The organism is Pseudomonas sp. MYb541, from assembly GCF_037479595.1.
Classification (GTDB): domain Bacteria; phylum Pseudomonadota; class Gammaproteobacteria; order Pseudomonadales; family Pseudomonadaceae; genus Aquipseudomonas; species Aquipseudomonas canadensis.
The window spans coordinates 93,197-117,797 of sequence record NZ_JBBGYS010000005.1 but is presented as its reverse complement, the minus strand read 5'-3'; the positions used below and the strand labels follow the sequence as shown (position 1 = coordinate 117,797).

General features: G+C 51.4%; 24 protein-coding genes and 4 pseudogenes. 14 read left to right on the top strand and 14 right to left on the bottom strand.

Annotation, left to right across the window (positions count from 1 at the left end; all coding sequences use genetic code 11):
• The first annotated feature begins 26 nt into the window (after positions 1-26).
• A complete protein-coding gene (locus tag WH299_RS04785; RefSeq protein ID WP_056858394.1) occupies positions 27-1,247 on the top strand; it encodes a multidrug effflux MFS transporter in 1,221 nt (406 codons plus the stop codon).
• Positions 1,248-1,264: 17 nt separating this feature from the next.
• Complete coding sequence (locus WH299_RS04780) at positions 1,265-1,870, top strand: TetR/AcrR family transcriptional regulator (protein ID WP_065876906.1); 606 nt, start codon at positions 1,265-1,267, stop codon at positions 1,868-1,870.
• Positions 1,871-1,965: 95 nt separating this feature from the next.
• On the opposite strand, the gene WH299_RS04775 is transcribed toward WH299_RS04780, so the two are convergent.
• The 5 genes from WH299_RS04775 to WH299_RS04755 all read right to left on the bottom strand — a co-directional run bounded on the left by WH299_RS04775 (position 1,966) and on the right by WH299_RS04755 (position 7,934).
• Positions 1,966-2,922 (bottom strand): LysR family transcriptional regulator, encoded by a 957-nt coding sequence (locus tag WH299_RS04775; protein ID WP_083221603.1) that lies wholly within the window; start codon positions 2,920-2,922, stop codon positions 1,966-1,968.
• 622 nt (positions 2,923-3,544) lie between these two features.
• On the bottom strand, positions 3,545-4,948 hold the full coding sequence (locus WH299_RS04770) for an APC family permease (protein ID WP_065876905.1): 1,404 nt from the start codon (positions 4,946-4,948) through the stop codon (positions 3,545-3,547).
• Positions 4,949-4,991: 43 nt separating this feature from the next.
• Positions 4,992-6,284, bottom strand: coding sequence for an NAD(P)/FAD-dependent oxidoreductase (locus WH299_RS04765; RefSeq protein ID WP_339549724.1), 1,293 nt, complete (start codon positions 6,282-6,284; stop codon positions 4,992-4,994).
• Positions 6,285-6,336: 52 nt separating this feature from the next.
• A complete protein-coding gene (locus tag WH299_RS04760; protein WP_256095395.1) occupies positions 6,337-6,711 on the bottom strand; it encodes a Rid family hydrolase in 375 nt (124 codons plus the stop codon).
• Between the two features lie 80 nt (positions 6,712-6,791).
• Complete coding sequence (locus tag WH299_RS04755; RefSeq protein ID WP_065873529.1) at positions 6,792-7,934, bottom strand: tyramine oxidase subunit B; 1,143 nt, start codon at positions 7,932-7,934, stop codon at positions 6,792-6,794.
• 384 nt (positions 7,935-8,318) lie between these two features.
• On the opposite strand from WH299_RS04755, the pseudogene WH299_RS04750 reads away from it, so the two are divergent.
• Both WH299_RS04750 and WH299_RS29595 read left to right on the top strand, forming a co-directional pair.
• A pseudogene (locus WH299_RS04750) lies at positions 8,319-8,481 on the top strand (helix-turn-helix domain-containing protein); the annotation flags it as partial.
• 2 nt (positions 8,482-8,483) lie between these two features.
• Positions 8,484-8,633: pseudogene (locus tag WH299_RS29595) on the top strand (IS30 family transposase); the annotation flags it as partial.
• Between the two features lie 52 nt (positions 8,634-8,685).
• On the opposite strand, the gene WH299_RS04745 reads toward WH299_RS29595, so the two are convergent.
• Together WH299_RS04745 and WH299_RS04740 are read right to left on the bottom strand one after the other, a co-directional pair.
• Positions 8,686-9,636, bottom strand: coding sequence for an alpha/beta fold hydrolase (locus WH299_RS04745; protein WP_158235493.1), 951 nt, complete (start codon positions 9,634-9,636; stop codon positions 8,686-8,688).
• 292 nt (positions 9,637-9,928) lie between these two features.
• Positions 9,929-10,071: pseudogene (locus tag WH299_RS04740) on the bottom strand (IS5/IS1182 family transposase); the annotation flags it as partial.
• A 229-nt stretch (positions 10,072-10,300) separates the two neighbouring features.
• On the opposite strand from WH299_RS04740, the gene WH299_RS04735 reads away from it, so the two are divergent.
• Entirely contained in the window at positions 10,301-11,134 is an 834-nt protein-coding gene (locus tag WH299_RS04735; protein WP_099491930.1) for an AraC family transcriptional regulator, read from the top strand.
• Positions 11,135-11,522: 388 nt separating this feature from the next.
• On the opposite strand, the gene WH299_RS04730 is transcribed toward WH299_RS04735, so the two are convergent.
• Positions 11,523-12,485 (bottom strand): alpha/beta fold hydrolase, encoded by a 963-nt coding sequence (locus WH299_RS04730; protein ID WP_065876903.1) that lies wholly within the window; start codon positions 12,483-12,485, stop codon positions 11,523-11,525.
• A 169-nt stretch (positions 12,486-12,654) separates the two neighbouring features.
• Here WH299_RS04730 and WH299_RS04725 point away from each other — a divergent pair, with 169 nt between their 5' ends.
• Both WH299_RS04725 and WH299_RS04720 read left to right on the top strand, forming a co-directional pair.
• Positions 12,655-13,545, top strand: a complete 891-nt coding sequence (locus tag WH299_RS04725; protein ID WP_065876902.1) for a LysR family transcriptional regulator — start codon at positions 12,655-12,657, stop codon at positions 13,543-13,545.
• 233 nt (positions 13,546-13,778) lie between these two features.
• Positions 13,779-14,132, top strand: coding sequence for a hypothetical protein (locus WH299_RS04720; RefSeq protein WP_099491929.1), 354 nt, complete (start codon positions 13,779-13,781; stop codon positions 14,130-14,132).
• Positions 14,133-14,519: 387 nt separating this feature from the next.
• Here WH299_RS04720 and WH299_RS04715 read toward each other — a convergent pair whose 3' ends face one another.
• Positions 14,520-14,762, bottom strand: a complete 243-nt coding sequence (locus WH299_RS04715) for a hypothetical protein (RefSeq protein ID WP_178076783.1) — start codon at positions 14,760-14,762, stop codon at positions 14,520-14,522.
• A gap of 110 nt (positions 14,763-14,872) precedes the next feature.
• A complete protein-coding gene (locus tag WH299_RS04710; protein ID WP_240035891.1) occupies positions 14,873-15,478 on the bottom strand; it encodes a VOC family protein in 606 nt (201 codons plus the stop codon).
• A gap of 87 nt (positions 15,479-15,565) precedes the next feature.
• Here WH299_RS04710 and WH299_RS04705 point away from each other — a divergent pair, with 87 nt between their 5' ends.
• The gene (locus tag WH299_RS04705) at positions 15,566-16,345 is read left to right on the top strand and encodes an AraC family transcriptional regulator (protein ID WP_225930642.1); all 780 of its coding nucleotides are present in this window, start codon (positions 15,566-15,568) and stop codon (positions 16,343-16,345) included.
• Positions 16,346-16,887: 542 nt separating this feature from the next.
• Here WH299_RS04705 and WH299_RS04700 read toward each other — a convergent pair.
• Positions 16,888-17,319, bottom strand: a complete 432-nt coding sequence (locus WH299_RS04700; protein ID WP_099491926.1) for a tetratricopeptide repeat protein — start codon at positions 17,317-17,319, stop codon at positions 16,888-16,890.
• Between the two features lie 461 nt (positions 17,320-17,780).
• Between WH299_RS04700 and WH299_RS04695 the strand changes: the two genes are divergently transcribed.
• From WH299_RS04695 to WH299_RS04685, 3 genes and pseudogenes are all read left to right on the top strand, one after another.
• A complete protein-coding gene (locus WH299_RS04695) occupies positions 17,781-18,110 on the top strand; it encodes a hypothetical protein (protein WP_099492267.1) in 330 nt (109 codons plus the stop codon).
• A 168-nt stretch (positions 18,111-18,278) separates the two neighbouring features.
• Positions 18,279-19,997, top strand: coding sequence for a diguanylate cyclase (locus WH299_RS04690; RefSeq protein WP_099491927.1), 1,719 nt, complete (start codon positions 18,279-18,281; stop codon positions 19,995-19,997).
• Between the two features lie 101 nt (positions 19,998-20,098).
• Positions 20,099-20,296: pseudogene (locus tag WH299_RS04685) on the top strand (site-specific integrase); the annotation flags it as partial.
• Here WH299_RS04685 and WH299_RS04680 read toward each other — a convergent pair.
• A complete protein-coding gene (locus tag WH299_RS04680; RefSeq protein WP_099491924.1) occupies positions 20,280-20,531 on the bottom strand; it encodes a hypothetical protein in 252 nt (83 codons plus the stop codon). The pseudogene WH299_RS04685 and the gene WH299_RS04680 overlap by 17 nt on opposite strands.
• Positions 20,528-20,773, bottom strand: a complete 246-nt coding sequence (locus WH299_RS04675; RefSeq protein ID WP_099491923.1) for a hypothetical protein — start codon at positions 20,771-20,773, stop codon at positions 20,528-20,530. Before WH299_RS04675 ends, WH299_RS04680 begins: the two co-directional genes overlap by 4 nt.
• A 1,162-nt stretch (positions 20,774-21,935) precedes the next feature.
• Here WH299_RS04675 and WH299_RS04670 point away from each other — a divergent pair.
• Positions 21,936-22,172, top strand: coding sequence for a hypothetical protein (locus WH299_RS04670; protein ID WP_099491921.1), 237 nt, complete (start codon positions 21,936-21,938; stop codon positions 22,170-22,172).
• A 353-nt stretch (positions 22,173-22,525) separates the two neighbouring features.
• Here WH299_RS04670 and WH299_RS04665 read toward each other — a convergent pair whose 3' ends face one another.
• Positions 22,526-23,050 (bottom strand): GNAT family N-acetyltransferase, encoded by a 525-nt coding sequence (locus WH299_RS04665; RefSeq protein WP_099491920.1) that lies wholly within the window; start codon positions 23,048-23,050, stop codon positions 22,526-22,528.
• A 119-nt stretch (positions 23,051-23,169) separates the two neighbouring features.
• On the opposite strand from WH299_RS04665, the gene WH299_RS04660 reads away from it, so the two are divergent.
• Positions 23,170-23,652: a GNAT family N-acetyltransferase gene (locus WH299_RS04660; RefSeq protein WP_099491919.1), complete on the top strand. Its 483-nt coding sequence runs from the start codon at positions 23,170-23,172 to the stop codon at positions 23,650-23,652.
• A 396-nt stretch (positions 23,653-24,048) separates the two neighbouring features.
• Positions 24,049-24,543 carry a hypothetical protein gene (locus tag WH299_RS04655; protein ID WP_256591520.1) on the top strand — a complete coding sequence of 165 codons (495 nt, stop codon included), beginning with the start codon at positions 24,049-24,051 and terminating at the stop codon, positions 24,541-24,543.
• Positions 24,544-24,601: the final 58 nt, after the last annotated feature.

The following is a 24,601-nucleotide window of genomic DNA, read 5'->3' as shown; positions in this document are numbered from 1 at the left end:
GGTAGGAAGTCAATCATGAGTTTGTTATGGAAAAGAGTCATTTCGGCAATCCTTCACTGAAGTTTGCCATTGCCTTGGGGGCCATCGCCGCACTGGGGCCCTCAGCCGTCGATATGTATTTGCCTAGCCTGCCCGAAATGGCGGTTGATTATTCGACCAGTGTTGCCAGCATTCAGCTGACGCTCACGGTCTTTTTATTGGCAATGGGGCTTGGACAATTGCTGTTCGGGCCGGTAGTCGACGCCTTGGGCCGTCGACGTCCACTGATAGCAGGCTTGTTGCTGTTCAGTTTGAGTGCGCTGGCTGCAGGAGCGGCACCAACCCTTGAGTGGCTACTCGTGGCACGATTTGCCCAAGGGATAGGCAGTGCTTTGACGTTGGTGGTCATCATGAGCATGGTGCGTGACGTCACTCAGGGCGTTCAGGCAGCAAAACTTTTTGGCCTGCTGCTGACCATTCAAGGTGTTGCTCCCATCATCGCCCCGGGGTTGGGTGGTTACATTGAGGCGCATTTCGGATGGCGGGCCGTCATGCTGGTACTGGCTGTTCTCGGTGCGCTGGTGGCGGTGAATTCGATGGCTGTTTTGCCTGAAACACTACCAATGCAAAAGCGCGAGCCATTGAATATGAGCCTTGCGATACGCACGTATGCGCGCCTCGCAAAAGACGGTCGTTTTCTAAGGCCAGCTTTAGCGCTGTCAGCCGTGTTCTTCTTTCTCTTTGCCTATGTGGGCGGCGCTACATTTGTTTATCAGAAGGAATACGGACTGCCTGCTGCCCAGTTCGGTACGCTGTTTGGCGCAACCGGCATCGCGATTCTCATAGGGGCCGTCGTGGCTACCAGACTGGTGGGCAAGTACGGTTTGGCCCGCATGGCAACGGCTGGAGCTTTTTGCATCTTTGCAGGTTCTGTCATGGCCTACGGCGCAGCAGTATCTGGTTCTAGTTTGTACTGGCTGGCTGCCGGTGTCGCGGTAGCACTGCTTGGATTGGGGATTGCAGAAACCTCACTGATGACGCTGGTGATGTCTTCGCAAACCACTGCCCTGGGTTCAACGGCTGCATTGCTCGGCGCGTTTCAGCTTGGCATCTCGGCCTTCGCCACACCGTTGACCGGTTGGGCGAGCAGCTATGGCGCCATTGCCTGGTGCGCATTCCTGATAGTCTGCGCCGTTATGGTGGGTGCGCTGACCTGGGTCAGTGTGCGCGAAGGCAGGGCCGAGCACATCACCGCGTTAAATCACTGAATTAAAAGGTCATCCCGATGAAAGTGCTGAGTCCTTCCGCAAGCAGAATCTGTGATATCGCTCTGGTGCATTTCGCTGAGCGGGGATACGACGCCTCGTCGCTCAATGAAATCGCGGTCGTGGCAGGTATGCGCAAGCCCTCGTTATACGCGCACTTCAAGAGCAAGGATGATCTGTTCAACGCCGTGCTGAATCTGGCGCTGGCGACGGAGAGGCACTATATCGAAGAGATGTTTGCAAGCGTCCCGGCGAATGATGACGAGCCCGGCAAGCTGTACACGGACAATCTTTCAAACCGCTACGAGTCTTCCGCTGCCCTGCGTTTCCTGCTGCGAACGGCATTCTTTCCGCCTTCGGAGTTAAAGGCATCGGTGACAAGTGGCTTTGAAGCCTATCTGGACCGTCTTCGTGAACGCTTTGGCGCAAGCCTTGAGAACAGGTATCCAGCCCTGTCGGCGAACGAGATTTCAATGTTTCAGGATGCTTATATAGCGGTTGTCGACAGCCTTCATGTCGAGTTGATTTACTGTAGTGAAGGCACCTACTGTCGGCGTCTTACCGCTTTGTGGCGCATTCTTGGTGATTCGCTGTCTCTGGCTGTGGGGAAGGTGGCGCATGGATAAATCAACCATTCAAATTTTGCAAAAACATCTAAACGCTATCATCCGCCTTGCTCCCTTGCCCGCCTCCCGTGCTGCCTTTTTAATGAGAAACACACTCAGACAAGCACACTCTTTGCAGTACGGCCATCGCCTCTACGCATCAATGAAATAGCTCTGGCAAGATGGCGTATCAACGCGTGGCTCACTGGGGAAAGCTTGCGGGATGGGCGAACGATGATTCGCATTTCGGTACTGCTCATTGCCTCACATGCTAACGGGATCGCCTTGAACAACCCTGATGTCAGCTCGGAAACCAAGGGCAGTTCTGGCAGCACGGTACTGGCTATCCCTGCGCGGACCAGGTCCAGGATGACCTGTAGTGAGTTGGCGGTAACCACCGGCTCAATCGTAAACGGCTCATCCTTGCAAGCTTGAGTAACCAGCTCCCTAACGCGGTATTTGGGGCCAGGCAAAACCAACGGTGTATTGGCAAGATCTGTTAACGTCAGCACATGCTTTTTTGCCAACGGACTTTCCCTGGACACAATCGCACGGAGCGGCTGCTCGAACGCATACAAACTGCGGAGGGTGGCTGTGCTTGCTGGCGCAAAAGCAAGGCCAATGTGCGCTTCGTCATCTTGGATCATCCGCTGTACCTCAAAAGACGGCGCGATGATGATTTCGATATGAGCATCGGGGTATTGCTTGAAAAAGTTTTGCAGTTCCACGATTGCCTGGGAGCCCAGCAATCCTTCTCCGATGGCAATGATAGTCGTACCTAGAAAACGCCCTCGCAACTCGCTGAGCTGATCCAGCAACGCTTCATGCTGGCTAGCCCTGGCACGGTAATAATCAATCGCAACCTGCCCAGCCTCAGTCAGGCGAATCCGATGAGTGCCCTGCTCTACCAGATCAATGTCTAGTTCCGCCTCTAACTTGGCAATCTGTCGACTGATCGACGAGGGGGCAATGCCTAGCTCGTCAGCCGCTGCACGCATCGATCCGAGTTGATGGCTGAAGAAGAGATATTTGAGTTGTTGGTCCTGGAAGTCCAGTAGGACATTGGATCTCATTACTGTCACCGCTCATCAGGCTACTTTCTGTCCGACTAAGACGCATTTTGAATCCCGGACACGTCTCATCGCTTAGGTGGTTCACGTTTCTCTGCGCCAACCCTCCTGACCATCGAGACGCAGCACGGCCTTTTTGTCGAAGTTCTTGCATGCTCCCAACCAAGTAGGTACTGCCACCCCGTTTATACTCGCTATCGGCCAAACCGTTATCGAAGTTCGTGCCGTCGCCGCAAATTAGAAAACCATCGCCGACCGTAACCCTCTGGCGGCCGAAGGACACGTCTGGGCCGTCTTTACGCAGTGCCTCGAACCGTTCGCCAGAGCGCAAGCCAGGCACTGATCACCACTGATTCCGTACTTGATATAACCTTCGCGCCTGGTAGACGAACCCTTAGACTTACTGCCGGAGTTCGAGTAGTTCTGCTGGCTGTTAAAGACACCGCACGTGGCTTCGAGGTTAGCGCTGAGGTGAGTATCTTCATCTGAGTAAAGTTCGTAGGCGCTGGTTTGTATGCTGCCAGCGATCAACGCTGCAAGAGTGGAAATACCGATGGCCAAGTTAATCGATTGAGCGTAGCGGGTAGGCGCTTACCAATGAACGCCTACCTTGCGCCCAGTTTTATTAGTCCATATCAGGCTCAAAAATACCCCGTTTCATATAAAATTTAACCCAGATAACGCTACAGATGGTGATGAACGAAAGCATGCCGCCAGTAATGGCATAAACAGAACTCGTCAACGCCGGCGAGGGGGAATTATTGATGGCCACATACAGTATGGCAACAATTGCAAAGATTTGCGGTAAAGGGAAGAACGGAGAGCGGTATGGACGTGGGTGATCCGGCATCCGCTTACGCAAGACAATCACATTCAGATGCGCAATCAAGTAGGCGATAAGGTAACTGGTGCTGGCCGCGATAACAAATAGGATGATCGAGTCAATATCAAGCGATAAGTAAGGAATAACTATCGAAATGCTCAGCACTACGGTGGCTACCCAAGGCACATTATAACGATTAACTTTTTTGAAAATGGGTAGCAACTGATTTTGTTCAGCCATCCCATGCATCATTCTTGGAACGGCTGCCAGTACAGTATTAACAGAACTGGAAGTCGCAGTAAGTGCAACAACGGCTGTAATCACCAAACCGGTAGAGCTACCAAATACAGCCATGATAAAGTCAACATATGGCATTTTAGCACTAACCAAGGTTTCCGAGTCCATATAAAAGGTTATACCATAGCCAAACCCGACGAATAAGAAAAATATTACGAACAAGGAAAGATGCATGGAGCGAGGAACATTTTTATGTGGATCTTTTACCTCGCCTATCAGCGAGCAAATGTACTCTATGCCGACAAAACACCACATCGAGAGTGCAATGAATCCGATAAAACCGAAGTTAGTCACGCTAGCAAAACTCCAGTCAACCGGAGTACCCGCCAACTCTGGGTGTGGTTGTGCTGTTCCCGTGATAGCAACACATGACACCAGTGCAATTGCGCTCACCATGACTACAACAAGCAGGTTTTGTACTCGTGCAAATACGTCTGTCCCCATTAAATTAGTAATGGTAAGGCCGACCAGAATAAGTAGAGATATTGACTTAGTTGGCACGAAGCCAGGCAGCAGTTTGGACACAATAATATCAATCATAAACATCTCAACCGGCACCGCCAGCACGGATACAACAATGTAACCGGCAAAAACGGCAACAATAGCTGGGACATGACCTAGTGCTTTTTGGGTATAGGTAGCCAGTGTTCCTTTTTGAGGAAACATCAGAGAAAGCTCGGCAAAACTCATCGCATTACATTGTGAAATTGCCAACGCTGCCACCATGGCAGCCAGAAATGTCATGGCACCAAAACCAACGCCCTGTGCCGTCGATATCATTGCGCCTTGAGCAACAACCAAGCCGATACAAATTGACATCATCGTGAGTAATCCGAACTTTTTGGATAGTTGCGGATTCGCACCAGCAGCCGTGAGATTGGAACTGGATATCTTCGTAGATTCGCTCATGTTTAGTGTCCATTTATTATTTAAGGGCCAATACTCGATTACTTCAGAGGCGATCAAACCGGTATGGAGCTGGGTCAACGAGTGGGGTCATATGGGTTACGAGGTCTGCTGCCAGTTGCCCAGCAGCGGGGCCGGTACCAAAACCATGACCTGAGAAGCCAGTGGCAATCGTCAGCCCAGGAATGGACTTAATATGGTCAATGACAGGGTTTGAGTCTGGGGTTATATCAATCTGCCCCGCCCAAGCTTCGCAAATGCTTGCGTTTTCAAAAATCGGCCAGGCCTTGCGAAGGTTGCTCAAGGCTTCCTGGATAAGGCTTTCGTTGACAGACGGGTCGAGTGTTCGAACGCGCTCAAACGGTGAGGTTTGGTCTGCACGCCAGCGGCGCTTTAGGGCAAGGTCCTGGAGGAAAGGTTTGCCTAAAGAAACGCGTAAAAAGGAACCTTGCCCACGAAGCAGACTGAGGTACCGGTGGCCAATTAATAAGTGATCCAAGGTTAGATTAGCGTCCAAGGCCGCGCGCTGGATGATGATGTAACCACCCTCTATGTGTTTTCGAAATGAAAAATCAGGGCCTCCAACGGCAATATCAGTGGGACCCTCCATTGGGGTAGTGCGAAGCACGGAGCATGTGAGAGGAAGAGTTGGGTAACTAACTCCAACATTACCTAGAAAACGGCGAGACCAGGCGCCACCGGCTAATAGCACCTGATCACAGCGAATCTCACCGTGCTCGGTAACGACACCGCTAACTTTCCCACCCGTCGTTGATAGTGTTCTAACGGCACAGTGCTGAATTAAGACTGCCCCTTTTTCGATGGCTGCCTGTGCAAGCGCAGAGGTGGCCAGATGGGGCTCTGCTTTGCCGTCTGAAGGTGTGTAGAGAGCACCCGCCCACTCACCTTTGCCTCTAGGTACACGCTCATTAATCTCGCGTGCGCTAAGCATTTGGGAGTCTAAGGATAAAGACTCCACCGACTTCAACCAGCGTTCATGTAACGCTAAGTGCTCTTGATTTGCTGCAAGAAACATAATACCGGATTGCTGATAACCCACTTCGCGGCCAATGCGCTCAGGCATACCTGCCCATAAGCGATCTGCCGCCAGAGCTAATGGCACATCAGCTGCGTGCCGATTAGTCTTGCGCACCCATCCAAGATTTCGCGAGGATTGCTCGCCTGCAATATGCCCTTTTTCCAGGAGGACAACTGGAATATTTCGCTCGGCTAAGGTCAATGCCGCTGTCACACCAATAATGCCACCTCCGATAATGACGACAGTGGTGGATTTTGGTAATTGATCAGTAGTCCTCACTGACTCGAGAGTTTTCGTCATGACAATTTCCTGAGGTGCCCGCGAGAGTATCTGAAATGCTCAACCGTCGTTACTATAGTTCTACGTTAACTTTATTTAGATTTGACGTACCACGGTACGCTGTAACCTCCACCTCTACTTTGTATACGGTTGAGCCTAATGGTGGGCAAGTGATCGTCGTGGCCGGATTGATGCCTTTGAATTTCTGCGCGATGAATCCCATCACAGCATTTACATGCTCGGGTGATTGGACAAAGACACGAGACATCACGACGTCAGCCAGAAAAGAGCCCAGTGAAGCTAGGATCTTTTCAATAATCCGAAACACTTGCACAGCCTGCTCAACGGCATCCTCAGGAATTTCCTTAGTATCTGGATTACGCCCCGCAGTGAGAGATACATAAATCCAGTTATCTACCGCCACCGCTCGAGAGTAGCTGCCTAGCACTTAAAATTTTGAGCCGGTATTTACTTTTATAATATCTTTCATCATGAGAAACGCCTATGACATTAAATAATAAATTATATTTAACGAAGTACTGGCTCATCCCATAGATTAAGTTTTACCCCAATACCTTTTTGAACTGCATTGCGGTAAATCACTGTCGCCCAAGCTACGTCCTCAACCGGCATACCGCCAACAGACAAAATGATGATTTCCTCATCGTTTTGGCGCGCGGGTGTTATGCCTGCACAGATGTCACCCAAGTCCTCCAGCGCATCGCGGGAAAGTTTTCCTTCCCCGACCAGATCCATAAATCGCATACCCACTAACGGGATCAGGTTATGGGCCGGCTTGGGTAGTTCTTCATACCACGCATCGTAAAGCCCTGTGTTATCAAGTACTTTGCGTACATCTGCTTGCTCCATGCCGTCGTCCAAACGGCAAAAGGCAGGCATCGCAAGGAAAGCACCCGGCTTAACCCACTCGCGCTTCACCAAGGGATACGTCGATGGATCGCCGACATCACCGGAGTTACAGTAAGTAATGATGTCAGCACCGCGGACTACGTCTTCAACTGTATCGACCACATTGACATTTCTGATTTGAGGAAACACTTCGTTAACCCACTTAACGAACCTATTTAAGTTGTTTTCTCCACGGCCTTTGATATTGATTGTGTCAATTTCTGGGCACGTCGACATAAATGCAGTGACCGATGTTTTGCCCATGACGCCCGGGCCTAACAAGCCAATAACTTTTGAATTTTTCCGCGCAAGGTGACGAGCGCCTACGCCAGGAACCGCCCCAGTTCGATAAGCCGACAACAGATTGGCTGACATATAAGCCAGTGGCGCGCCGGTATCGACATCGTTTAAAATGAACGTCAAAATTGAACGTGGTAAACCTTTTTCGCGATTCGCAACGTTAGAGCCGTACCATTTCACACCACAGGCCTGGAAGTCCCCGCCAAGGTAGGCGGGCATAGCCATTAAGCGACGATCAGGTGTAGGCTTCGGCATGTTGGGAAAGGGAGAATCTGCGGGAAATGTAATTTGTGAGCCATGAGAGTCATTATTAGCACCTGCCATGCGATAATCACCTTGCTGAAGCAGAATAAACATTTGCTCCATGGTGTTCACGCACTCAGCCATGTCCATCACTCCGGCTTTGATCATGTCCTGCTCGGAGAGATAAATGAAATCGATCTTGGCATTATGTTTTGACATAGTTTTTATCCGCAATATTATTATGTTGTAATTGGCATTAATTGAAAATCTGTTCGGATTTTCTTCCAGGCTTACGTCTAGGGGATGTGAGTCACATCTCCCGCACTTTATCGACGTGTCATCCACCCACTCAAAGACGCAAATTGCATTTCCAGTTTCGTAGTGCACCTGGTCATGCCAAGCGAGTAGCTATTCATATAAGGCTGACAGCCGCCTTCGCACTAGGCGGCCATTTTGTCGCTCAAGGAAATCTAAATCTTCCCCATCACTACCCACCCCTTCAGGATCAAGAAAAATTCTTAAACGGACTTGCTTTGAATTTACCGGCGCAGGGCGATGAAAAATGACCCTGGCGTATTTAACGTCTCAAACAATCCTAAAGTTATTATTTGCCGGGATATTGAATTTTTGCGACATCAAATTGGTCATGCCCAGGCTTCAGCCTGCGTAGGATTGCCTGCTTGATCATCCGATCCCCTTCGACCATCAGCCGGGAGTTGCGCCGCAATCGAGAGCCCGTGACGGCTACTCGGCCCGCGTGGCCCAACACACCGTCATGAAGAACTGGATCCGATCGCACTGCAACTGACCAATGGGCCCACGTAAGCGCTTTGACTTCAGATGCCAAGCGAAGTTATGGGCAACGTGATGCAGGACGCCATGGCGATGCGGTATGACGTTCAACCCTCAATTCAATAACCGTATTGCACTCAGCTCCCGCAACTGCCACGTATAAAGTCGATTCAAGAAATCAGTCGAGTTTCTTGCCTATAACATTACATTCAAGATAATCAAAAAAACCATGCACTGCACCTGCAACTTCTTTAAATTTTAATTCCATTAAAGGTATCCCGCCTCCCTTTATTTCTGCGCGGGACACGAAACAGGAATTACAATAAGCATCAACTACTACCTGAGCCCGAGAGTATGTTACAGGATCCTCTGTAGCTGCCAGAACCAACACCGGCGCCTTGACAAGGCCAACTCTATTTTCCATATCATATCTTGCAACTGCAAGATGCCCCTCTAAAGGAGTTACCCCAGGAGCAAGCGCATCTCGAATAAATCGATTTAACACATCAGTGTGCCCTGCTGGGTATAAATTCAAACGTTTTCGCCAAAGTTCCATGAGGTGTGAGCCATCCTCTCTCGTTTCAGCTACATCTACGTCCAGCGCCTCCATTGCTTCTCGAAACTCTGCATCAACAATATCACCAGCAGAAAGAACCACAGCGGTCACACGCTCTGGAGCGATAGCCGCCACCTCTGAAGCAACGAACATACCTGTGTGATGCCCAAGTATAGAAAACCTCTCTATATTTAACGCATTAACCAGTGCCAAAACACCTTGGGCATAGTGTTCAACCGTCTGTGGAGCAGCAAATTTTGCAGACTGCCCAAAACCGTACATATCCATAGCTATTGTACGCCAGCGAGTTGCCAACAGCGGTTGGACTTCAGCGAACTCATCCAGTGAGCGCGGTGTTTGATGCAATAAAATCATCACATCACCTGCACCCGACTCCGCGTAATGAAGTTGGCCCAGGTTCGTATCAATATAATTAAATACGCGCTGATCAGTGACGCCCTGAACAGAACAAGAACTTGAAATCGTCATATCGTTAACCGTTTTTATATTGAGACAACCATAAATCCGAGTCGGATTTCCCAAGAAAAGCTTCGTCAATTTCAAAATTTTCACGAACGTCTTCTGCATGTAGCGTAACAACTATGTTACGTCTGAAAACCAGTTGTAATCGATGCGTTACTGAATAGCGCCAATGCCACTTACACGATATATATCTTGAACAAGGCGCACTGAACTGGTGCGTGAACACCCACAATGGATCCTCGACCCCAGTATGGCTTTGTTACAGAACACCCCACTTGTAGAGCCTTTGTTGGTGCTGCGATGTGCCACCATCTGCCAGATAACCTTACCGCCATCATTTTCTGGAAGCTTTTCCAAACCAGTAGGCCTGACGGCCGCCTCCGCCCTTTACGACAGTGCGGCTCGTATCAAGCCAATCAAGCCCTTCCAGGGAGGCACTTGATCGAGCCCGATCAAGAACAACTCGTTACGGATCTGTTTGCGCCTGCCGGAGTGCTCGGCATCAACGAAGGTAACCTGCCTCACAGGAAGGCTCCGCTTTCAGGATCCTGATTGCTTGCCAAGATCAGGAATTTTTAGAGCCCCCTTAGTGATCAAGCTTAGGCGCTGTAGCGATTTTTCGGCTGGAACAAACCTATAACTCTGATATTTTTAAGTATTGAATTTTCACGACATTTGCAAAATTTACTATCAACCAACATGGCACGATACCTGCTTGGACTCAGGTGATCATTTTAATAAGCAGGTGCAGGTTATGTCAGTATCTTCATTGGCTTGTCCCTATTTAAGCATGCACTCCCACCAACCATGGTTTGTGTTGCAAGCCGCTAAAGAATTTTCAGTTTCGATATCGGACAGTCCGTTAATTTCACACTTTTATAGTTTTGAAACAAAATTATCCTCGGCATTCATGCTGTCGGTTCCGGACGGCTGTATCGATATAATATTTGACTGTGATGACACCAATCCTTCTGTAAGCGTACATGGAACAATGCTGCAAGCCGGTTCTGTGGAATTTTGCAAGGGGCGCCGCTATTTTGGCGTGCGGTTTTCACCTGGCTTTGTTCCTGATTTTTTAAATCTTTCTGCGGAAGAGTTGATTGAAGGCTCTTTCGACCTTCTTGACGTTAGCGATAATGCCGAACGTGTCTTTGAGCAGGTAGTGCGTGAGAAAAGCTTTATAACGCAACTCACTTTTCTAAAGCAATTTTTCTTGACGAATACAGCTCCGCGAAAATCATTAAAGCTGACTCTTCCAGTCGTAAATATGATTTGCCAAGCCCAAGGGAATGTGTGTATTAAAAATCTGGAGTCGCTAACGGGCTATACCATTAGAACTTTACAGCGCTCATTTCACGATGATCTGGGAATGACACCAAAAATGTTCTGTCGCATCATTCGCTGCCAGTCCGCGATTTATAAAATTCATCATAATAATATTGGGTTTAGCGATTTAGCATTTGACTTGGGTTTTAGTGATCAACCTCATTTTTTAAGAGAATTCAAACGTTTGGTCAGTGTAACTCCGCTGGACTATAAAAACCGTATACTCAAGGAAAACTTTTTTAGCAGAATGCACTTCTATTAAAGCCATCTGCTTCGCGCAGTAGTTATTTCGCTCCGTTATGTATGCTGCGCTCCCGCTCTCCTTCCGGAGCCAGCCCCGCCATGATGCGACCCGACGCAAAAGTCGAAAAAATGTACCCCTACCCCAAACCGGTGGACTTTTGAAAATCCATCGACGGCCTCGCTGCGCGGGTCGAAATGTTCCGACCGCTTGGGGACGCCGACTTTTTCAACAAAATCGGCCGATTGCTGCCCTTCGCGAAGGGCAGAGATCGGCCAAAGGCAGTCAGTCGGATGTTTCTACGAAGCTAGGCGCTTTGAGCCACGTAACACACAACACGCTAACGAGTGAGTAGAGAGGACCACCAACAGCGAGCGCACGGCCCGCCGTTGCAGAAGTGCGACAGGGCTTATTTTTGCTGCACCACATTCCGGTCTAGGAAAAGGTGGATTTCGCCACTGATCTCGTTCAAGTGTGTTTCCAGCGCGAAGTGCCCGGTGTCGTAGAGATGTACCTCAGTTTTGGGAATATCACGCTTGAACGCGTTCGCTCCTGCCGGGAGAAAAAACGGATCGTTCTTTCCCCAAACAGCCAACATCGGCGGCTGATATTTGCGGAAATACGCCTGGAACTCGGGGTAGCGCTTCACGTTGGTAGCATAGTCTGCGAACAGGTCTAGCTGGATTTCATCGTTACCTGGTCGCGAAACGAACGCGTAATCCAAGGTGTATGTTTCAGGTGCGATACTGTCAGGGTCCGCTACGCCATGCGTGTATTGCCACTTGATTGATTCAGGTTTGAGCAGCTCGCGCAATGCGTTGCGGTTCTCGGCAGTGGGAGCGTTCCAGTAACGTTGAATAGGGTTCCAACCCTCGCTGAGGCCTTCAACGTAAGCGTTGCCGTTTTGGCTGATGATTGCGGTGATTCTATCGGGGTGTGCGACGGCCATCCGCCAGCCTACAGGCGCACCGTAGTCGAAAACTTGAAGCGCGTAGCGCTTCAGCGCAAGCGCTTCAGTAAACCCGTCCATGGTTTTGGCGATGTTGTCGAACGTGTATGAGTACTTCGCCCGATCAGGGCTGTCCGAGAATCCAAAACCCGGGAAGTCAGGGGCAATCACGTGGTAACGGTCCGCCAGCTTCGACATCAAGTCGCGATACATGAAGGATGAGGTAGGGAACCCATGAAGCAACACGATGGTTGGCGCCGATGGGTCGCCCGCTTCCCGATAGAAGATGCGGACCCCTTTTACCTCGACAAAATGGTGTTGGACGTCGCTTGCCCTTTGATGGCTAATGTCCGCCGCTTCGACTCCTGCGCTGACAAGCGCTGCACTGAGGGCCGTTGCCGCTAATAAACTTTTAATGCTCACGCAAATTCCTTGGACACTGAATGAAAAAGATAAGTGGTCTATCAGGCGGTGAGTTCATGGCTTGTCGAGCGTAAGGCGCACCCACTTGATAGGGCTATCTTGCCAGTTTCAATAAAAATGCATAATCCGATAATATCGGGAATCTCTCTACCAAATATTGGAACACTCCATGGACAGATTTGAGGCAATGAAGCTGCTCGTGGCTGCGATTGATGCTGGCAGCCTGACGGCGGCCGGCCGGCTAGCCGACATACCCCTTCCCACCATCAGCAGGAAAATTTCTGACCTGGAGATGCTGATAGGTAGCCGTTTATTGATTCGAACCACGCGCAGGCTCTCGTTGACCGATGCAGGGGTGGCTTATGTGGATGCGGCGCGCCGAATATTGGAGCAGTTGGAGGTGGCCGAACGCGAAGCTGCCGGAGAATTCATTGCCCCCAAAGGCGAGCTGGTCCTGACCGCGCCAATCATGTTCGGTCGGCTGCATGTGCTGCCGATCGTCAACGCGTTTTTAGGGGAGTTTTCCGAAATCAACATTCGGCTCTTGCTTTCAGATCGCAACGCGCACCTCGTTGACGACCACGTGGACATGGCGGTGCGCATCGGAACACTCGCTGATAGCGGCATGATCGCCACTCAGGTGGGGGCCATGAGAACTGTAATTTGTGCTAGTCCTAGGCTGCTGGAAGATTATGGAAGACCTGAATGTCCCGCAGATCTGCAGCATTTTCCAACCGTGCGACTTGACGCCCCTATGCCTTTTCAACACTCCAAACATGGCGTGGCGGAATTAACGAGGCGGATTACCCCGCGCTTATCGGTAACGACCGCTGAAGCCGCAGCACAGGCCGCCATTGATGGCGTTGGAGTCGTTCAGTTATTGCACTACCAAGTCGCGGAAGCGGTCAGCAAGGGACTGCTGGAGATTGTGCTGGATAAATATGAGCCTTTGTCGGCGCCTATCAACCTGATCCACATGTCACCTGGACACATGCCCCTGAAAATGAGGCGTTTTTTGGATTTTGCTGTTCCTCGGTTTCGTCAACGCCTGGATCAGTAAATTCAGCGATGGCGTGCGTCATCATTCAGATGGCATAAGACTTATATCGGGGATGTTGGCGCGAACACGCCGACGAAGTGGGCTAGAGGCCGAAAACCTCTAAGTTGGCAGCAATCGCGGGGATTCGTCATTTTTTCACAAGATAGTTAAGAACAAAATTAAGAGACTGGACCATCAACCACGATTACGATAACGACCAAAGCCGATTTGCCCCCAAGTTCCAGGAATTGTTCATGCCATTCATTGTTACCTGCGTTGTGTCCCTGTTTTTTTGGACTGTTGTTTCAGCAATCACAGGCGCTGCGGAGCCTTGGGACCTAGCTAGTTACTGGACCATCATCTATCCCGCCGCGCTAGTGTTGTCCGTGATCCTTGGAGCCGTTCTAAAAAGCTCACAGTGGTCCGCAGGCGGCATTGTAATGCTCTCTCAGATCCCCGTGGTTTTGGCGACTTCGGGTACATCCCCGTTGCTAGCTGCTGGTATCATCATTGCGGCCTTTCTCTCAATTCCGGCGATAGCGCTGTCATGGCTCGCCGGCAAATTGCGCTCAGGTAAGAAAGGACGATGGACATCTGCGAAGAAATGAAGGCACCGTTCCAGGAGCACCCGCGACGAATACTGAGTACACAATACAGATTGAGCCAGATAAAAAACGGCGGCAAGCTGGACAGTACGACGTAACCACCAACTCGCTCAAATACGACTTTGAGGTCATAACGACTAATGAGACCGCACATGGCCGAGAACTGTTGAGCGGCACCACCATGCCGCCCCATAAATGGGGCTCCAGAATGGTGGACACCTTCGTCCGGTCGTCCGGTGAACCTGTGAGGTTGCGTTGCGCGATTGCACTGATCCTGGCGCCTTGGCGAAAGGCGTCTGGCAACGTCACCTTCTCGACCCCTGCCGTTCACGTTAAATAGAAAGCATCGCCCTTAAGTCATCAGTTTTTTTGAACTCGCTGCGCTACATCTCAAAGCCACCGGCGCAAAAGTTGGGCTGCTTCACCCAGCACCACATCTTTGGCCTGCACCAAATAATAGCCCTTGCCAGTCTTTAGTACAGATTCAAAGACAGGTACGAGAAAGCCTAGTTGTACGTCTTCTTCAACCAACCTAGGGCTGGTAAGCACTAAACCTTGATCGCGCCGGGCCGCGTCGATTGCCAGCTCAGACTGGTCAAATTTGAGGCTGCTGGAGAAGCTATCGGGGGACATGCCAACCGATGATAACCATTGAGACCAGTTGGCATGAGACGTCATGCGCGACGGAGAGCGCTTTAAGTAATTGCTTTAGGGAAATAAGCTTAACAGCCTTCGGTAGGAAGCTACTCATTAGCCTGCATCAGTTCCAGAGTGATATGATCTGGCCCGGTCACATATACAACTAGAGTTCCCTTGCGTGGGCCTGCGGGAATCGCTTGAGGCTTGCCTCTTACTTTCCAGCCTGCTTGCTCAATGCGTTCGAGTACGGCGTATATGTCTTGCACTCTCAATGCCAAATGCGCTGAACCAATCGCTGATGCCGTAGGTGGAGTGATACCGTGGCGGTCACCCTGCGAATATTCCAGCAACTCTACTCGGCTGCCATCCGGGCCTTTGACTATTGCCGTTCGCACGCTCGGATCGGCGGTGCCGGTTACTTGCAAAATGAATGATCCGCCCATTTCCGACTGACGCTCAAGAGTGAACCCAAGTCCAATTGTCCAGAAGCGAATGGCTTCTTCCAATGAACTGACTGCGAAGCCAATATGATCGACGGCATGCACCATGTGGTTAGAATTCATCAAATGATCCTTTAAAGATTCACGGGCCAAATAGGGAGGTGAGCTTGCGCATCCAGCTGTTACGGCCAAAACACAGAAAATAAATGTGTGAGAGGTACGCATAATCAGGCCAATCCAAGAGAAGCAACATTTGCGTTTTTTAGACATTGAGTATTCGTCTGACCGGTCTTATTCTCCATTAGGCATTCAGGATATGGCTACCTCGGATATGACATTGGATAACGTAAACCAGCCATGAATCGCGCGCTTATGCCACTGTTGGCGATAGAGCAACGCGACCGGGCGATCCGCGAAACGGCGCCCCACACTCATACGACAGGCCAACTAATCGCAAGCCTTGCCGGCCTGCTTTCCGTCAGCACTGACGGCGGCTCATGGGTAGTGCCAGCTACCCATGCCATTTGGATACCTCCCCGTGTCGCACACGCGATGATGTCACATGGCGCTTTTGCAGGAGCGATGGTCTATATCGCGGAGCAAGAGTGCGGGATCCTGCATCAAATGCCATGCACATTTAGGGTCAGCAGTTTGCTGCGCGAAGCGGTAAGCCGCGCTGCATCGTGGGGACAACCACCCCGCAACGAAATGGAGTCGCGGGTTGCAGCAGTCATCTTGGATGAAATTGCTACCTCACCCGCTGAACCCATCGGTCTGACGCACCCCAATGACCCGCGCTTGAGGCGTATCACCGATGCGATACTTGCTCAGCTTGATGACAATAGATCACTTGAGGATTGGGCTGCTTGGTCAGGTATGGCACCTAGAACACTTGCCCGGCGTCTGGTCGCTGAAACCGGTTTTAGTTTTTCTGAATGGCGACAACGTGCGCGCACGTTGCGCGCTATTCAACTATTGGTCGAGGGGATGTCAGTGACGACAACGGCGATTGAGCTTGGCTACGAAAATATTAGTGCTTTCATTGCCATGTTCCGTCGGATAATGGGTGTTACGCCAGGACAATATGTGCGTGCGCAGACACTGATTAGCAAAGAGGCAATTTCTAGATCAAGTTGATGGGTGTAAGAACCGCTGTACCATCCAACCCGATCCTGCACGCTACAGGCTAGACCTTCAACCATGTGCCGGAACAGATGAAGAAAGAAATGCCAGCCACTTCAGGAGTCGCCAGAGCATCAGTTTTCTTTTAACTGGTGGGGCACTCACGCTGCACTCAGCTGGCGCTTGTAACTTCAACCGTGCTAGTTGCGTATTCCCCCCAATACCACCACAAGCACTCTACGAGCTGTTCGTTAGTGCATTGGCTCAGGCATAACGTTAGTGTACGCGAAGTCCATGCTTCGCCTAATTGTGCGGCGCCAAGTGCTAAGGTGCTTTTGTACAGAGCGCTGCGCGCACCACACGATAGCCTTGCGTACCCCGCAATGATGTCCATTGGGAAAAGAGAACAGATTTATTTCTCTGTTCTCAACGTCCGCTTCTGGCCGGTTGCTGCCCGTCACGAACGGCAAAAATCGGCCAATCGCGGGGTCTCGAAAACGGCAGTTATCGGCCACTTATTGCCGCCGTCGAGCTTTTGTTATCGGCTGTTCCGATTTTTAAATCACGGCCCGCGTTTTTAGGAACGCGAAATACTTGGGGTCGTCGTTGTCAAAAATCTCATCTCCAGCCGCCATGTATGCTCGCATAAGTTCATCGGCGGCTCGATCAGCTTCATCTTTCTCGTAAAGTGCTTGGCCCAAACGCAAATGCAAAAATGGATTGCCGACTGCATCGGGACAAGTCATCGCATACTCAAGGGCCTCTTTTGCGGAGGTAAAGAATCCTCCCTGAAAACAGGCATCGCCGATAGCGGCAAGCACCCATGTCGCCGCTTCCCAGTTATTTTTGGGTTCTGGAATCAACTCCCACGCTAGGTTGTACTGACCGATGGCAGCCGTGAAATCACCGCCTTCCAGATGTTCATCACCCAATTGGCAAAACGCCTTGATCTGCTCATGGGTCAAGTCATCCAATTCGAAAGTTTCCATCTGAACTCCCTACCTATAAGGCTCAACCGCGTGAGCCGCCGATTTTGCAACCAAGCTGGTCGATAAACAATCGTAAAAATCACGACGATATATAGGCCAGCTAACGGCCGATGGCCGCCTGTCGTGAGGAGCAGGGCGTCGCTGTATGGACTCATGTCGGTACAAAATTGGTACGCAGCTATCAGGTCGGCTCTGTAGGGCAAGTAGTACGTGGCCTACAGGATTAGCAGTTCCAATCCATCACCGAAAAGGCTGATGTTTTTCGCTCATGACCGGCAGCAGTCGACCCATAGCGGTCCTCTGCGGTAGACAACAAGTAGCCTAATTGTCTAGATAGGAGCGGGAACCACAGGTAAGGCGGTAGTGCTGACTGAGACAACCGGCATCTGCGCCACCAGCAAGCAAATCTGTGGCTGAGTTAGAATTGAATACCTCACACATCAGGTTCTCTGAGAAAAATGATGAATACAGATCTTATTGAAGAAGAGATGCGCCGGGCGTTATTTGGGCAAACCGAACCACCTGCGTCAGCACCTAAATCGCGCCAACAGGACATCGTCCGGGAAACCATAGCAGTGCAGCCTATTAAAGCTGCAAAGAAGAAAGTATCGAATGGCTTTACCCCTAGGCTCAAGGTGACTCTGCGGGTGAGCAACGAATTTGAGGGTAAGACCTACGAGATCGTTCATGAGGCCGATACGCTGAGTACCCTGCTGGCAGAGCAGGAGGCTACCAAGATAGCCAGGAAAAAATTCAGGTATGTAGAAGTTGTATCGGTAAAGTCAATGTAACGCACATTTTCGCGGGTGCTTTGAAAGGAAGCTGTCGGCCAGAAGGAGCCGTTGACTGCTGGCGACGTGACTCCTGATTTATGCTCGGAGGCTTTAGCGTAGCGCAGCCTATTCATAGGGATATTGTTACTTAAACCAACTCGCACGAAGAGCAATAGCAGGGAATGTATGAGAGAGCATCGAGGTTTGGCGGTGTTTCGGTTTTTGTTGGTTGTTCTGGCGCTGCTGGCGCATTCACATGTATATGCGTTGGAGCCTATTGCGGTTGATGCAAATCTCGATGGCCTGTCGATGGTTGGCCATGCCGAATTTCAGCGCGATCCACACAATTACGAGTCGCTGCAGCAACTCGATCCCTCCGCGTGGAAGCCGCTGACACAAGCTGATCTTTATCAGGGCATCACCCGAGACGGGTTCTGGCTGCGGCTAACGCTGCACAATCCAGGCGCGGATGCCCAGCCTTGGGTGCTTGTTGATGACACGCCATGGATTGATTCCATGACGGTTTTTGTGACAGCCCCGACCCCATGGCAGCGGGAAGTCGGCGATCGCCTGCCATTTTCCAGCCGCGTTCTGCCTTCGCCCCTACCTGCGATCATGCACAGCATTGCCCCTGGCGAAACACAGCGGGTTTTCGTGCGGCTGCGCTCAGTGTCGGGCGACGATATGCGTTTGACCTTGCGCCTGTACCAGCCTGCTGCGTTCATGGCGGCCCTGCAGGCCTATACCGCTATCTACACAACACACTTGGGCGTATACATCACGCTGGGTGCCATCTGGCTGCTGTTCGGTATCGTGCTGCGTCAGCCGACCTTTATCACCTATGCCGCCTTCGTCACGTGTACTGGCTTCGCGTGGTTCAACTTGCGCGGCCTGCTCGCGCAGCATCTTGCACCGGATACAAGTTTCTGGACGAACGAAGGCCTCGGCCTGCTGGTCAGCGGCGCGCTGTGTTTTTCCTTTCTATTTTCCCGCAAGGCACTGCGCCTGAACTCCGTTGCTCCGATACTCGACCGCGTTGCCCTGGGGTTTGCGTTGGCGAATGCCGTGGTTGCGATCTTGTGTGCGTTGCGCGCATTGCCTCTCGATACACTTTTCCTCATGTACCGCTTCTTCAACGCCACCGCGATTATCAATGCGTACTTTGCTTTTGTCAGTTGGAGGCGTGGTACGCCGCATGCAATTTGGCTGCTGATTGGCTGGGCGACCTTCGGTCTCAGTGCGCTCAGCGTCACCTGGGCCTGGTACGGTATTAAGGGCGAGCCTCCGGAAATCAACATGATCGCACCGATGACGATCACTCAGAGTGCCGCGCTGATCGAAGTCCTATGCTTCGCCATCTCTCTTGCGCTGTGGATACGTACCCAGCAGCAGGAACGTCTCGCTGCTGAGCATTCGGCAAATACTGATGGCCTTACCGGGCTGAATAACCGCAAATGCGTCGAGCGTCGTCTGGACGAGCTGATGAAACAGCCTGCTACACGGGATACACTGTGGCTCGCGATTGTTGATATCGACTTCTTCAAGACGGTCAACGACACCTATGGTCATGCTGCCGGCGATGCTGTACTGCGTAGCTTTGCCAATATTTTACGCGCCAACTCGCGCCAGACTGATATCGTCGGCCGTTTCGGTGGAGAGGAGTTCATCCTGGTCCTTGAGCGTATTGATCGCGAAGGCGCTGAACGCATCTCCAATCACCTGCGTGAAGCCTTCGAGGCGACGCCGACCGAATTCGAAGATCAGATCATTTCGCACACGCTCAGTCTGGGTCTCGCTGCCCATGCCGGCGAGACCGATTCGCAGCTCTGGTTCCAGCGCGCCGACGCTGCGCTCTATGAGGCCAAGCACTGTGGGCGCAACCGCGTTTGCATTGCTGGCGGATAACGCCTGATTCGTTGAGATATCTGGGCGTCTGCTTCTGGCCGCTTGCTGACCCTCACGACAGGCAGCAATCGGCCAAAAGCGGCCATTCGCGAGAACTTCTCCAATGCGTGGATACGCACGCCAGTCTGTTTCTGACCACTGGCATTGCTTCAATTAATTGGATCGCCGAACAAATGGGGCATACCAACGGCAACATGATCCGTCAGCACTATGGCACGTGGATCAACCAGGACGGGCCAGACATGGTGGGGATGCTGCAACTGGCGTTGAAGCTATCACCGGTCACAGCTCAACACTGATCCTATTGAGCCCCACCGCTTCGGCGAACCGGCCTACGGCCGTGAGACTCGCCCAGGTGCGTAACGGCTCACGTCGCGAACGCACTGGTATCAGGCGCGCCGTAGGACCACCCAAGCGGATGGATAAAGTCCACTGGCTGTTATCGCCGGCAACGCGGCCCACCACAGCCTCACGCACCTCGTTTTGGCTGACCAATGCTATCAGGGTGTCTGACTGTATCGCTTCGCCGATCATGGCGTCAGCTCCAGGCGGCGCGCCAACGCCGCTTCCTCAACCGCAATAAGCAGCGCCTCGATGGTGGCCGGAGTCAACGCACGCGCCGCCTCCACGCCTTCTATAAAGCCTGCCGCGCGTTCCCGGGCCAGCTCCAGGGCGCGCAGATCCTCAACTCGGGCAAGGCGCTCCAGGTGGTTGGCCAACTTGGTGCGTATCAGGTCAGGCAGGCTGATTCCGTTCAGCGTAAAAATCAAACTCATGGCGTCACCGGACGGAGCGCGTCCAAGGCGGCGCGCAACTCCAACAATGGAAATTGTTCCCTACGATTCAAAGCTGGGCATTGGGCTAGATGCGCACGGAAAGGCAACTGCGAACTACCGCCACGGTAACTCTGCAGGCCTTTGCAGTGCCTGCATACCAACCAACTCTTGCCCAGTTCCCAGTCACGGGCCCATTCCTCCAAGGAAGCCGTCACGCTTCCCTCGTTATCGTCAAGCACGCTCATGGTCGACCTCTTTAGGCCCATCCAGAAACGCTACGTTTGCGGAACAAGCGCCTAGGGACCTCAGGCGCTCCGCAAAGTACGGCGTAACGGGTAACGGCATATCGCGATTCCTTATCGAGTAGGTGTCAGGTGTTGCGTGACAGCACTTTAGGGGGAGTCGGTATACCAGTCTAGGGGGTTCTGGTTTGCGTGAGCACACAAAAAGGCCCCCGTACCTGGCTAAAGTGTGGGGGCCTTTTGAACATAAACGGCGTTATTAGTAACGGCGCGCTTAACTTTTTTGACGCGCTAACTCATGGAGGCGTTTTTCTGACGCCATTTTGAATACGACGCGAAGGTTATCAATGTCGAGCCTTGAAATTCCGTCATCTGTTTCAAGCCTCCACATCAAAGCTAGGACCTCACCTTCAACACTAAAGACTTGGAGTCTGGAATTCGCCTTAACAATTTTGCCAAGCAAATCTTCCGCCTCAGATCTAATTGGGTGAATGTCGCCTATAGAGTTGATCACGAATCACCCGCCACGCTCACCGTTGGTTAACAGTGGAGCACCGACTGTACGCTCATTGACACTGAATGCTACATCTACTGATGGCTCATCTCCCCATCAAAGAATGGCCACCAAAACCACGACAATCGAAATCCATACTGCAGCACTTCCTAGGGACCACAGAACCAGCTCCCGAATGTTCACAAAGGCCCCTATTGATGCCAGAAAAGCGAGGCCTGAGTGTAGATCATTCCCGTGTATAGGTCGCCTTGCCGCGCTATAAGTGCCGTCCTTGCAAATTCGATAATTAGGATCCTGTAAGTTGAAGGCTTTATGACATCATTGATTTAACTCCCTTAACGCTCGATATTTGAACAATGTGGTTCGAGCCCGGCCTTTTCTGCAGATCGTGGTACCAGGAGGAAATATGCGGCACCAAAAAATATCCAAACGGATATGGGCGGAGGAAACTGCGGAAAGTAACCGTCTATTTGCTGAAGCTGATCATTTGAATGAAATTGCATATGCATTGCTGAGCGTTAGGCCGACCACAGATGAAACTATAAGAAAGTTTCAGGCTGCAAAAGACCTGGCAGATGCAAAATATGCTGAAGCACGAAGAGCTTGGGAAGAAGCTCGTTCTCATCTGAAACCAGATCAGTAGCACCCTCAGTACCTGATTAGCCTTCTGCGAAAGCTCAACCTGTCCCCTTTACTCCCCTCTCAATCCGCAGTTGGAATCACGAGAACGGCGGACGTGTGCGCCCCCCACAAACGCACCAAAAAGACGCACCAGTCCCATGACGGTCCCATGGGGGCATTTTTCGGACGCCAAAAACCACAAACCCCCGATTTTCTCTAGGAAAATCAGGGGTTTGCGTTTTTGCAATTTGGCGGTGAAGGAGAGATTCGAACTCACATCACACCAGACGCTCACCGCTTCCCATTCAGCATCCGCGCAGTGACTGCTTTTGGCCGGTTTCTGCCATTCGTGAAGGACAACAATCGGCAAACCTGTTACCCAGAGTTTAACCCCGGTATCTGGTACACAACCGAATCATATTTCTCCAACGTCCGCCTCTCAATGACAACTCCCCCCAAAGCTTCGGCAATACGTCGACTCGCACGGTTCTGCGTCGCAACAGGATAGATGAAGTGCTTTGCCGCCACCCGCTTGCTAGCCCACTGAACAACCGCCCGCACCGCTTCACCACCAAAGCCCAGCCCGTGTTTATCTTCACGGATCCAGATACCCAACTCCGGTGTTTCACTGCCGGTATGGTGCAGCCCGACCAAGCCGGTAAAACGGGCACTCACCAGTTCCCTGACCGTGAACACGATGTCGCTGCCATCCGCTATCGCAGGCAGCCACTGCTCCCAGACTTGCGCGTACTCTTCTAGCGAGGCAGGCGGCTCCCAGGACATGTAGCGAGTCAGAGACGGTGTGAGACAAGGGAAAGACTCAGCAGCGTCCTGCTCGCAGAAGGGCTCAATACTAAGGCGTTGCGAGAGAATGCGGATTGGGTGGGTGTCGATTGGCATTGCGATTTCCTTCCTGGGGTCCATTACTCCATTTATGCCGTGAACATACCATGCGGGTCGCTATATCAGTATCAGACTCTCTATACTGAGCTCCCAGGATGGTAGTTGGAGCACACCATATGCCCGTCACACCCAATCAAAATTCCCCCATCACTTTGGTCCCCTCTCAACAAAGCGACTTGGATAATCTGGTAGCCATTCGAATTGAGGCCATGCGCGAAAGTCTGGAGAGTGTTGGGCGGTTTGATCCGGTCCGTGCGCGGGAGCGGTTTCTTAGCGGTTTTGAAGCTCGCTGCACACGTTACATCGAGGTATCTGGAGAGAGGGTGGGTTTCGTAGTGGTCAAACATCACCACAATGAACTCTTGCTAGACCACTTGTATGTAAGGCCGAGCTCGCAAGGATCAGGGGTGGGGTCCGCTGTTCTCACGCAGATTTTCAAAGAGGCGGATGCAGCTGCGCTTCCTATTAAAGTGGGTGCTCTCAAGGAAAGCGCTTCCAATCGCTTTTATACCCGCCATGGCTTCCAGTTCGTCGAAAGCAGTGAATTCGACAATTATTATGTTCGTCAGAATGTTCCGGCGATTGGCCCAGCCTGCTAGCTGGATATGATGCACCTCGACGTACGCAAGCTCTGCCTTTTCAACAGGCTTGTTTTCAGCTTGGCCAGCCGGGTTCAAGCCCTACAACGCGACCAGGCACCGGCCACCGTCCAACAGAATCAGTTCATAGTCCTGGCCCGCCTTTGGGGTGAAGCGGAAGGTTTGCTGGCAGGGTCAGCAGCAGTGATAAGGACTCTCGCTGCGCAGTTCCTCGCCACTATGGTGATAGCCGGCAGCGGCAACCAGGACCACTGCGCAAGCTATTGAAATTGAAGGGTTGCAGGCTGGATATGTATTAGTTCCCGCAGGTTGTGAATTCGTTATTCATCCGATGTGTCCAAAACGCAACCCTTGGCTTAAAGAATTCTGGTCACCTGCCGTTATAGAGGTTGAGTCTTGCTGTCTTTTCTATACAAGACGACGCGCAAGTACAAGAGTCATAGTGATTATCAAATTAAAGGGATATTTATGAGATTCGCTAAACTGTTCGGGGCAGCAACTCTATTCACCTCTATGATTGCATCTGCCCAGGCAGGCATAATCGTCACCGTCAAGGTAAAGAACTCTACGACCGGTCCAGCCGCCTACACTTTCGAGTACTTTTCAGGGAGTGTAGCCCCCTCCCCAAGTATGATTCTGCCGTCTGCAACGACCACATTTGCCCTGACCAGTGTGGCGGATACGGTGTCAGGAATGCGTTTCGTCTATACGTCAGGTAATAAGAAATGTCGTTTTGCAGCAAGCCACCAAGTCAATCCAACGACTAAAGCTCCTAGCTGGACTAAAATGGGCACAAGCACTGGTTCTAATATGGCTACTTGCAATGCCACTATCACAGCAATTCAATCGGCGCCTCCCTATAACTACACTGTCGAATTTGAAATCAAATAATCCTACAGTTGTATAGGCACCCTAGCTGGAGATAGCTCTCGATCTATCTCCATCGTAT

What these genes read in the sequence shown, in the direction of transcription:
- WH299_RS04720 (WP_099491929.1), top strand. Translation starts at nt 13,779, where the DNA reads ATGCCATTCATTGTTACCTGCGTTGTGTCCCTGTTTTTTTGGACTGTT.
- WH299_RS04695 (WP_099492267.1), top strand. Translation starts at nt 17,781, where the DNA reads ATGAATACAGATCTTATTGAAGAAGAGATGCGCCGGGCGTTATTTGGG.
- WH299_RS04765 (WP_339549724.1), bottom strand. Translation starts at nt 6,284, where the DNA reads ATGACGAAAACTCTCGAGTCAGTGAGGACTACTGATCAATTACCAAAA.
- WH299_RS04715 (WP_178076783.1), bottom strand. Translation starts at nt 14,762, where the DNA reads ATGTCCCCCGATAGCTTCTCCAGCAGCCTCAAATTTGACCAGTCTGAG.
- WH299_RS04665 (WP_099491920.1), bottom strand. Translation starts at nt 23,050, where the DNA reads ATGCCAATCGACACCCACCCAATCCGCATTCTCTCGCAACGCCTTAGT.
- WH299_RS04775 (WP_083221603.1), bottom strand. Translation starts at nt 2,922, where the DNA reads ATGAGATCCAATGTCCTACTGGACTTCCAGGACCAACAACTCAAATAT.
- WH299_RS04735 (WP_099491930.1), top strand. Translation starts at nt 10,301, where the DNA reads ATGTCAGTATCTTCATTGGCTTGTCCCTATTTAAGCATGCACTCCCAC.
- WH299_RS04770 (WP_065876905.1), bottom strand. Translation starts at nt 4,948, where the DNA reads ATGAGCGAATCTACGAAGATATCCAGTTCCAATCTCACGGCTGCTGGT.
- WH299_RS04780 (WP_065876906.1), top strand. Translation starts at nt 1,265, where the DNA reads ATGAAAGTGCTGAGTCCTTCCGCAAGCAGAATCTGTGATATCGCTCTG.
- WH299_RS04755 (WP_065873529.1), bottom strand. Translation starts at nt 7,934, where the DNA reads ATGTCAAAACATAATGCCAAGATCGATTTCATTTATCTCTCCGAGCAG.
- WH299_RS04705 (WP_225930642.1), top strand. Translation starts at nt 15,566, where the DNA reads ATGAATCGCGCGCTTATGCCACTGTTGGCGATAGAGCAACGCGACCGG.
- WH299_RS04670 (WP_099491921.1), top strand. Translation starts at nt 21,936, where the DNA reads ATGCGGCACCAAAAAATATCCAAACGGATATGGGCGGAGGAAACTGCG.
- WH299_RS04680 (WP_099491924.1), bottom strand. Translation starts at nt 20,531, where the DNA reads ATGATCGGCGAAGCGATACAGTCAGACACCCTGATAGCATTGGTCAGC.
- WH299_RS04700 (WP_099491926.1), bottom strand. Translation starts at nt 17,319, where the DNA reads ATGGAAACTTTCGAATTGGATGACTTGACCCATGAGCAGATCAAGGCG.
- WH299_RS04725 (WP_065876902.1), top strand. Translation starts at nt 12,655, where the DNA reads ATGGACAGATTTGAGGCAATGAAGCTGCTCGTGGCTGCGATTGATGCT.
- WH299_RS04675 (WP_099491923.1), bottom strand. Translation starts at nt 20,773, where the DNA reads ATGAGTTTGATTTTTACGCTGAACGGAATCAGCCTGCCTGACCTGATA.
- WH299_RS04785 (WP_056858394.1), top strand. Translation starts at nt 27, where the DNA reads ATGGAAAAGAGTCATTTCGGCAATCCTTCACTGAAGTTTGCCATTGCC.
- WH299_RS04710 (WP_240035891.1), bottom strand. Translation starts at nt 15,478, where the DNA reads ATGTCTAAAAAACGCAAATGTTGCTTCTCTTGGATTGGCCTGATTATG.
- WH299_RS04690 (WP_099491927.1), top strand. Translation starts at nt 18,279, where the DNA reads ATGAGAGAGCATCGAGGTTTGGCGGTGTTTCGGTTTTTGTTGGTTGTT.
- WH299_RS04660 (WP_099491919.1), top strand. Translation starts at nt 23,170, where the DNA reads ATGCCCGTCACACCCAATCAAAATTCCCCCATCACTTTGGTCCCCTCT.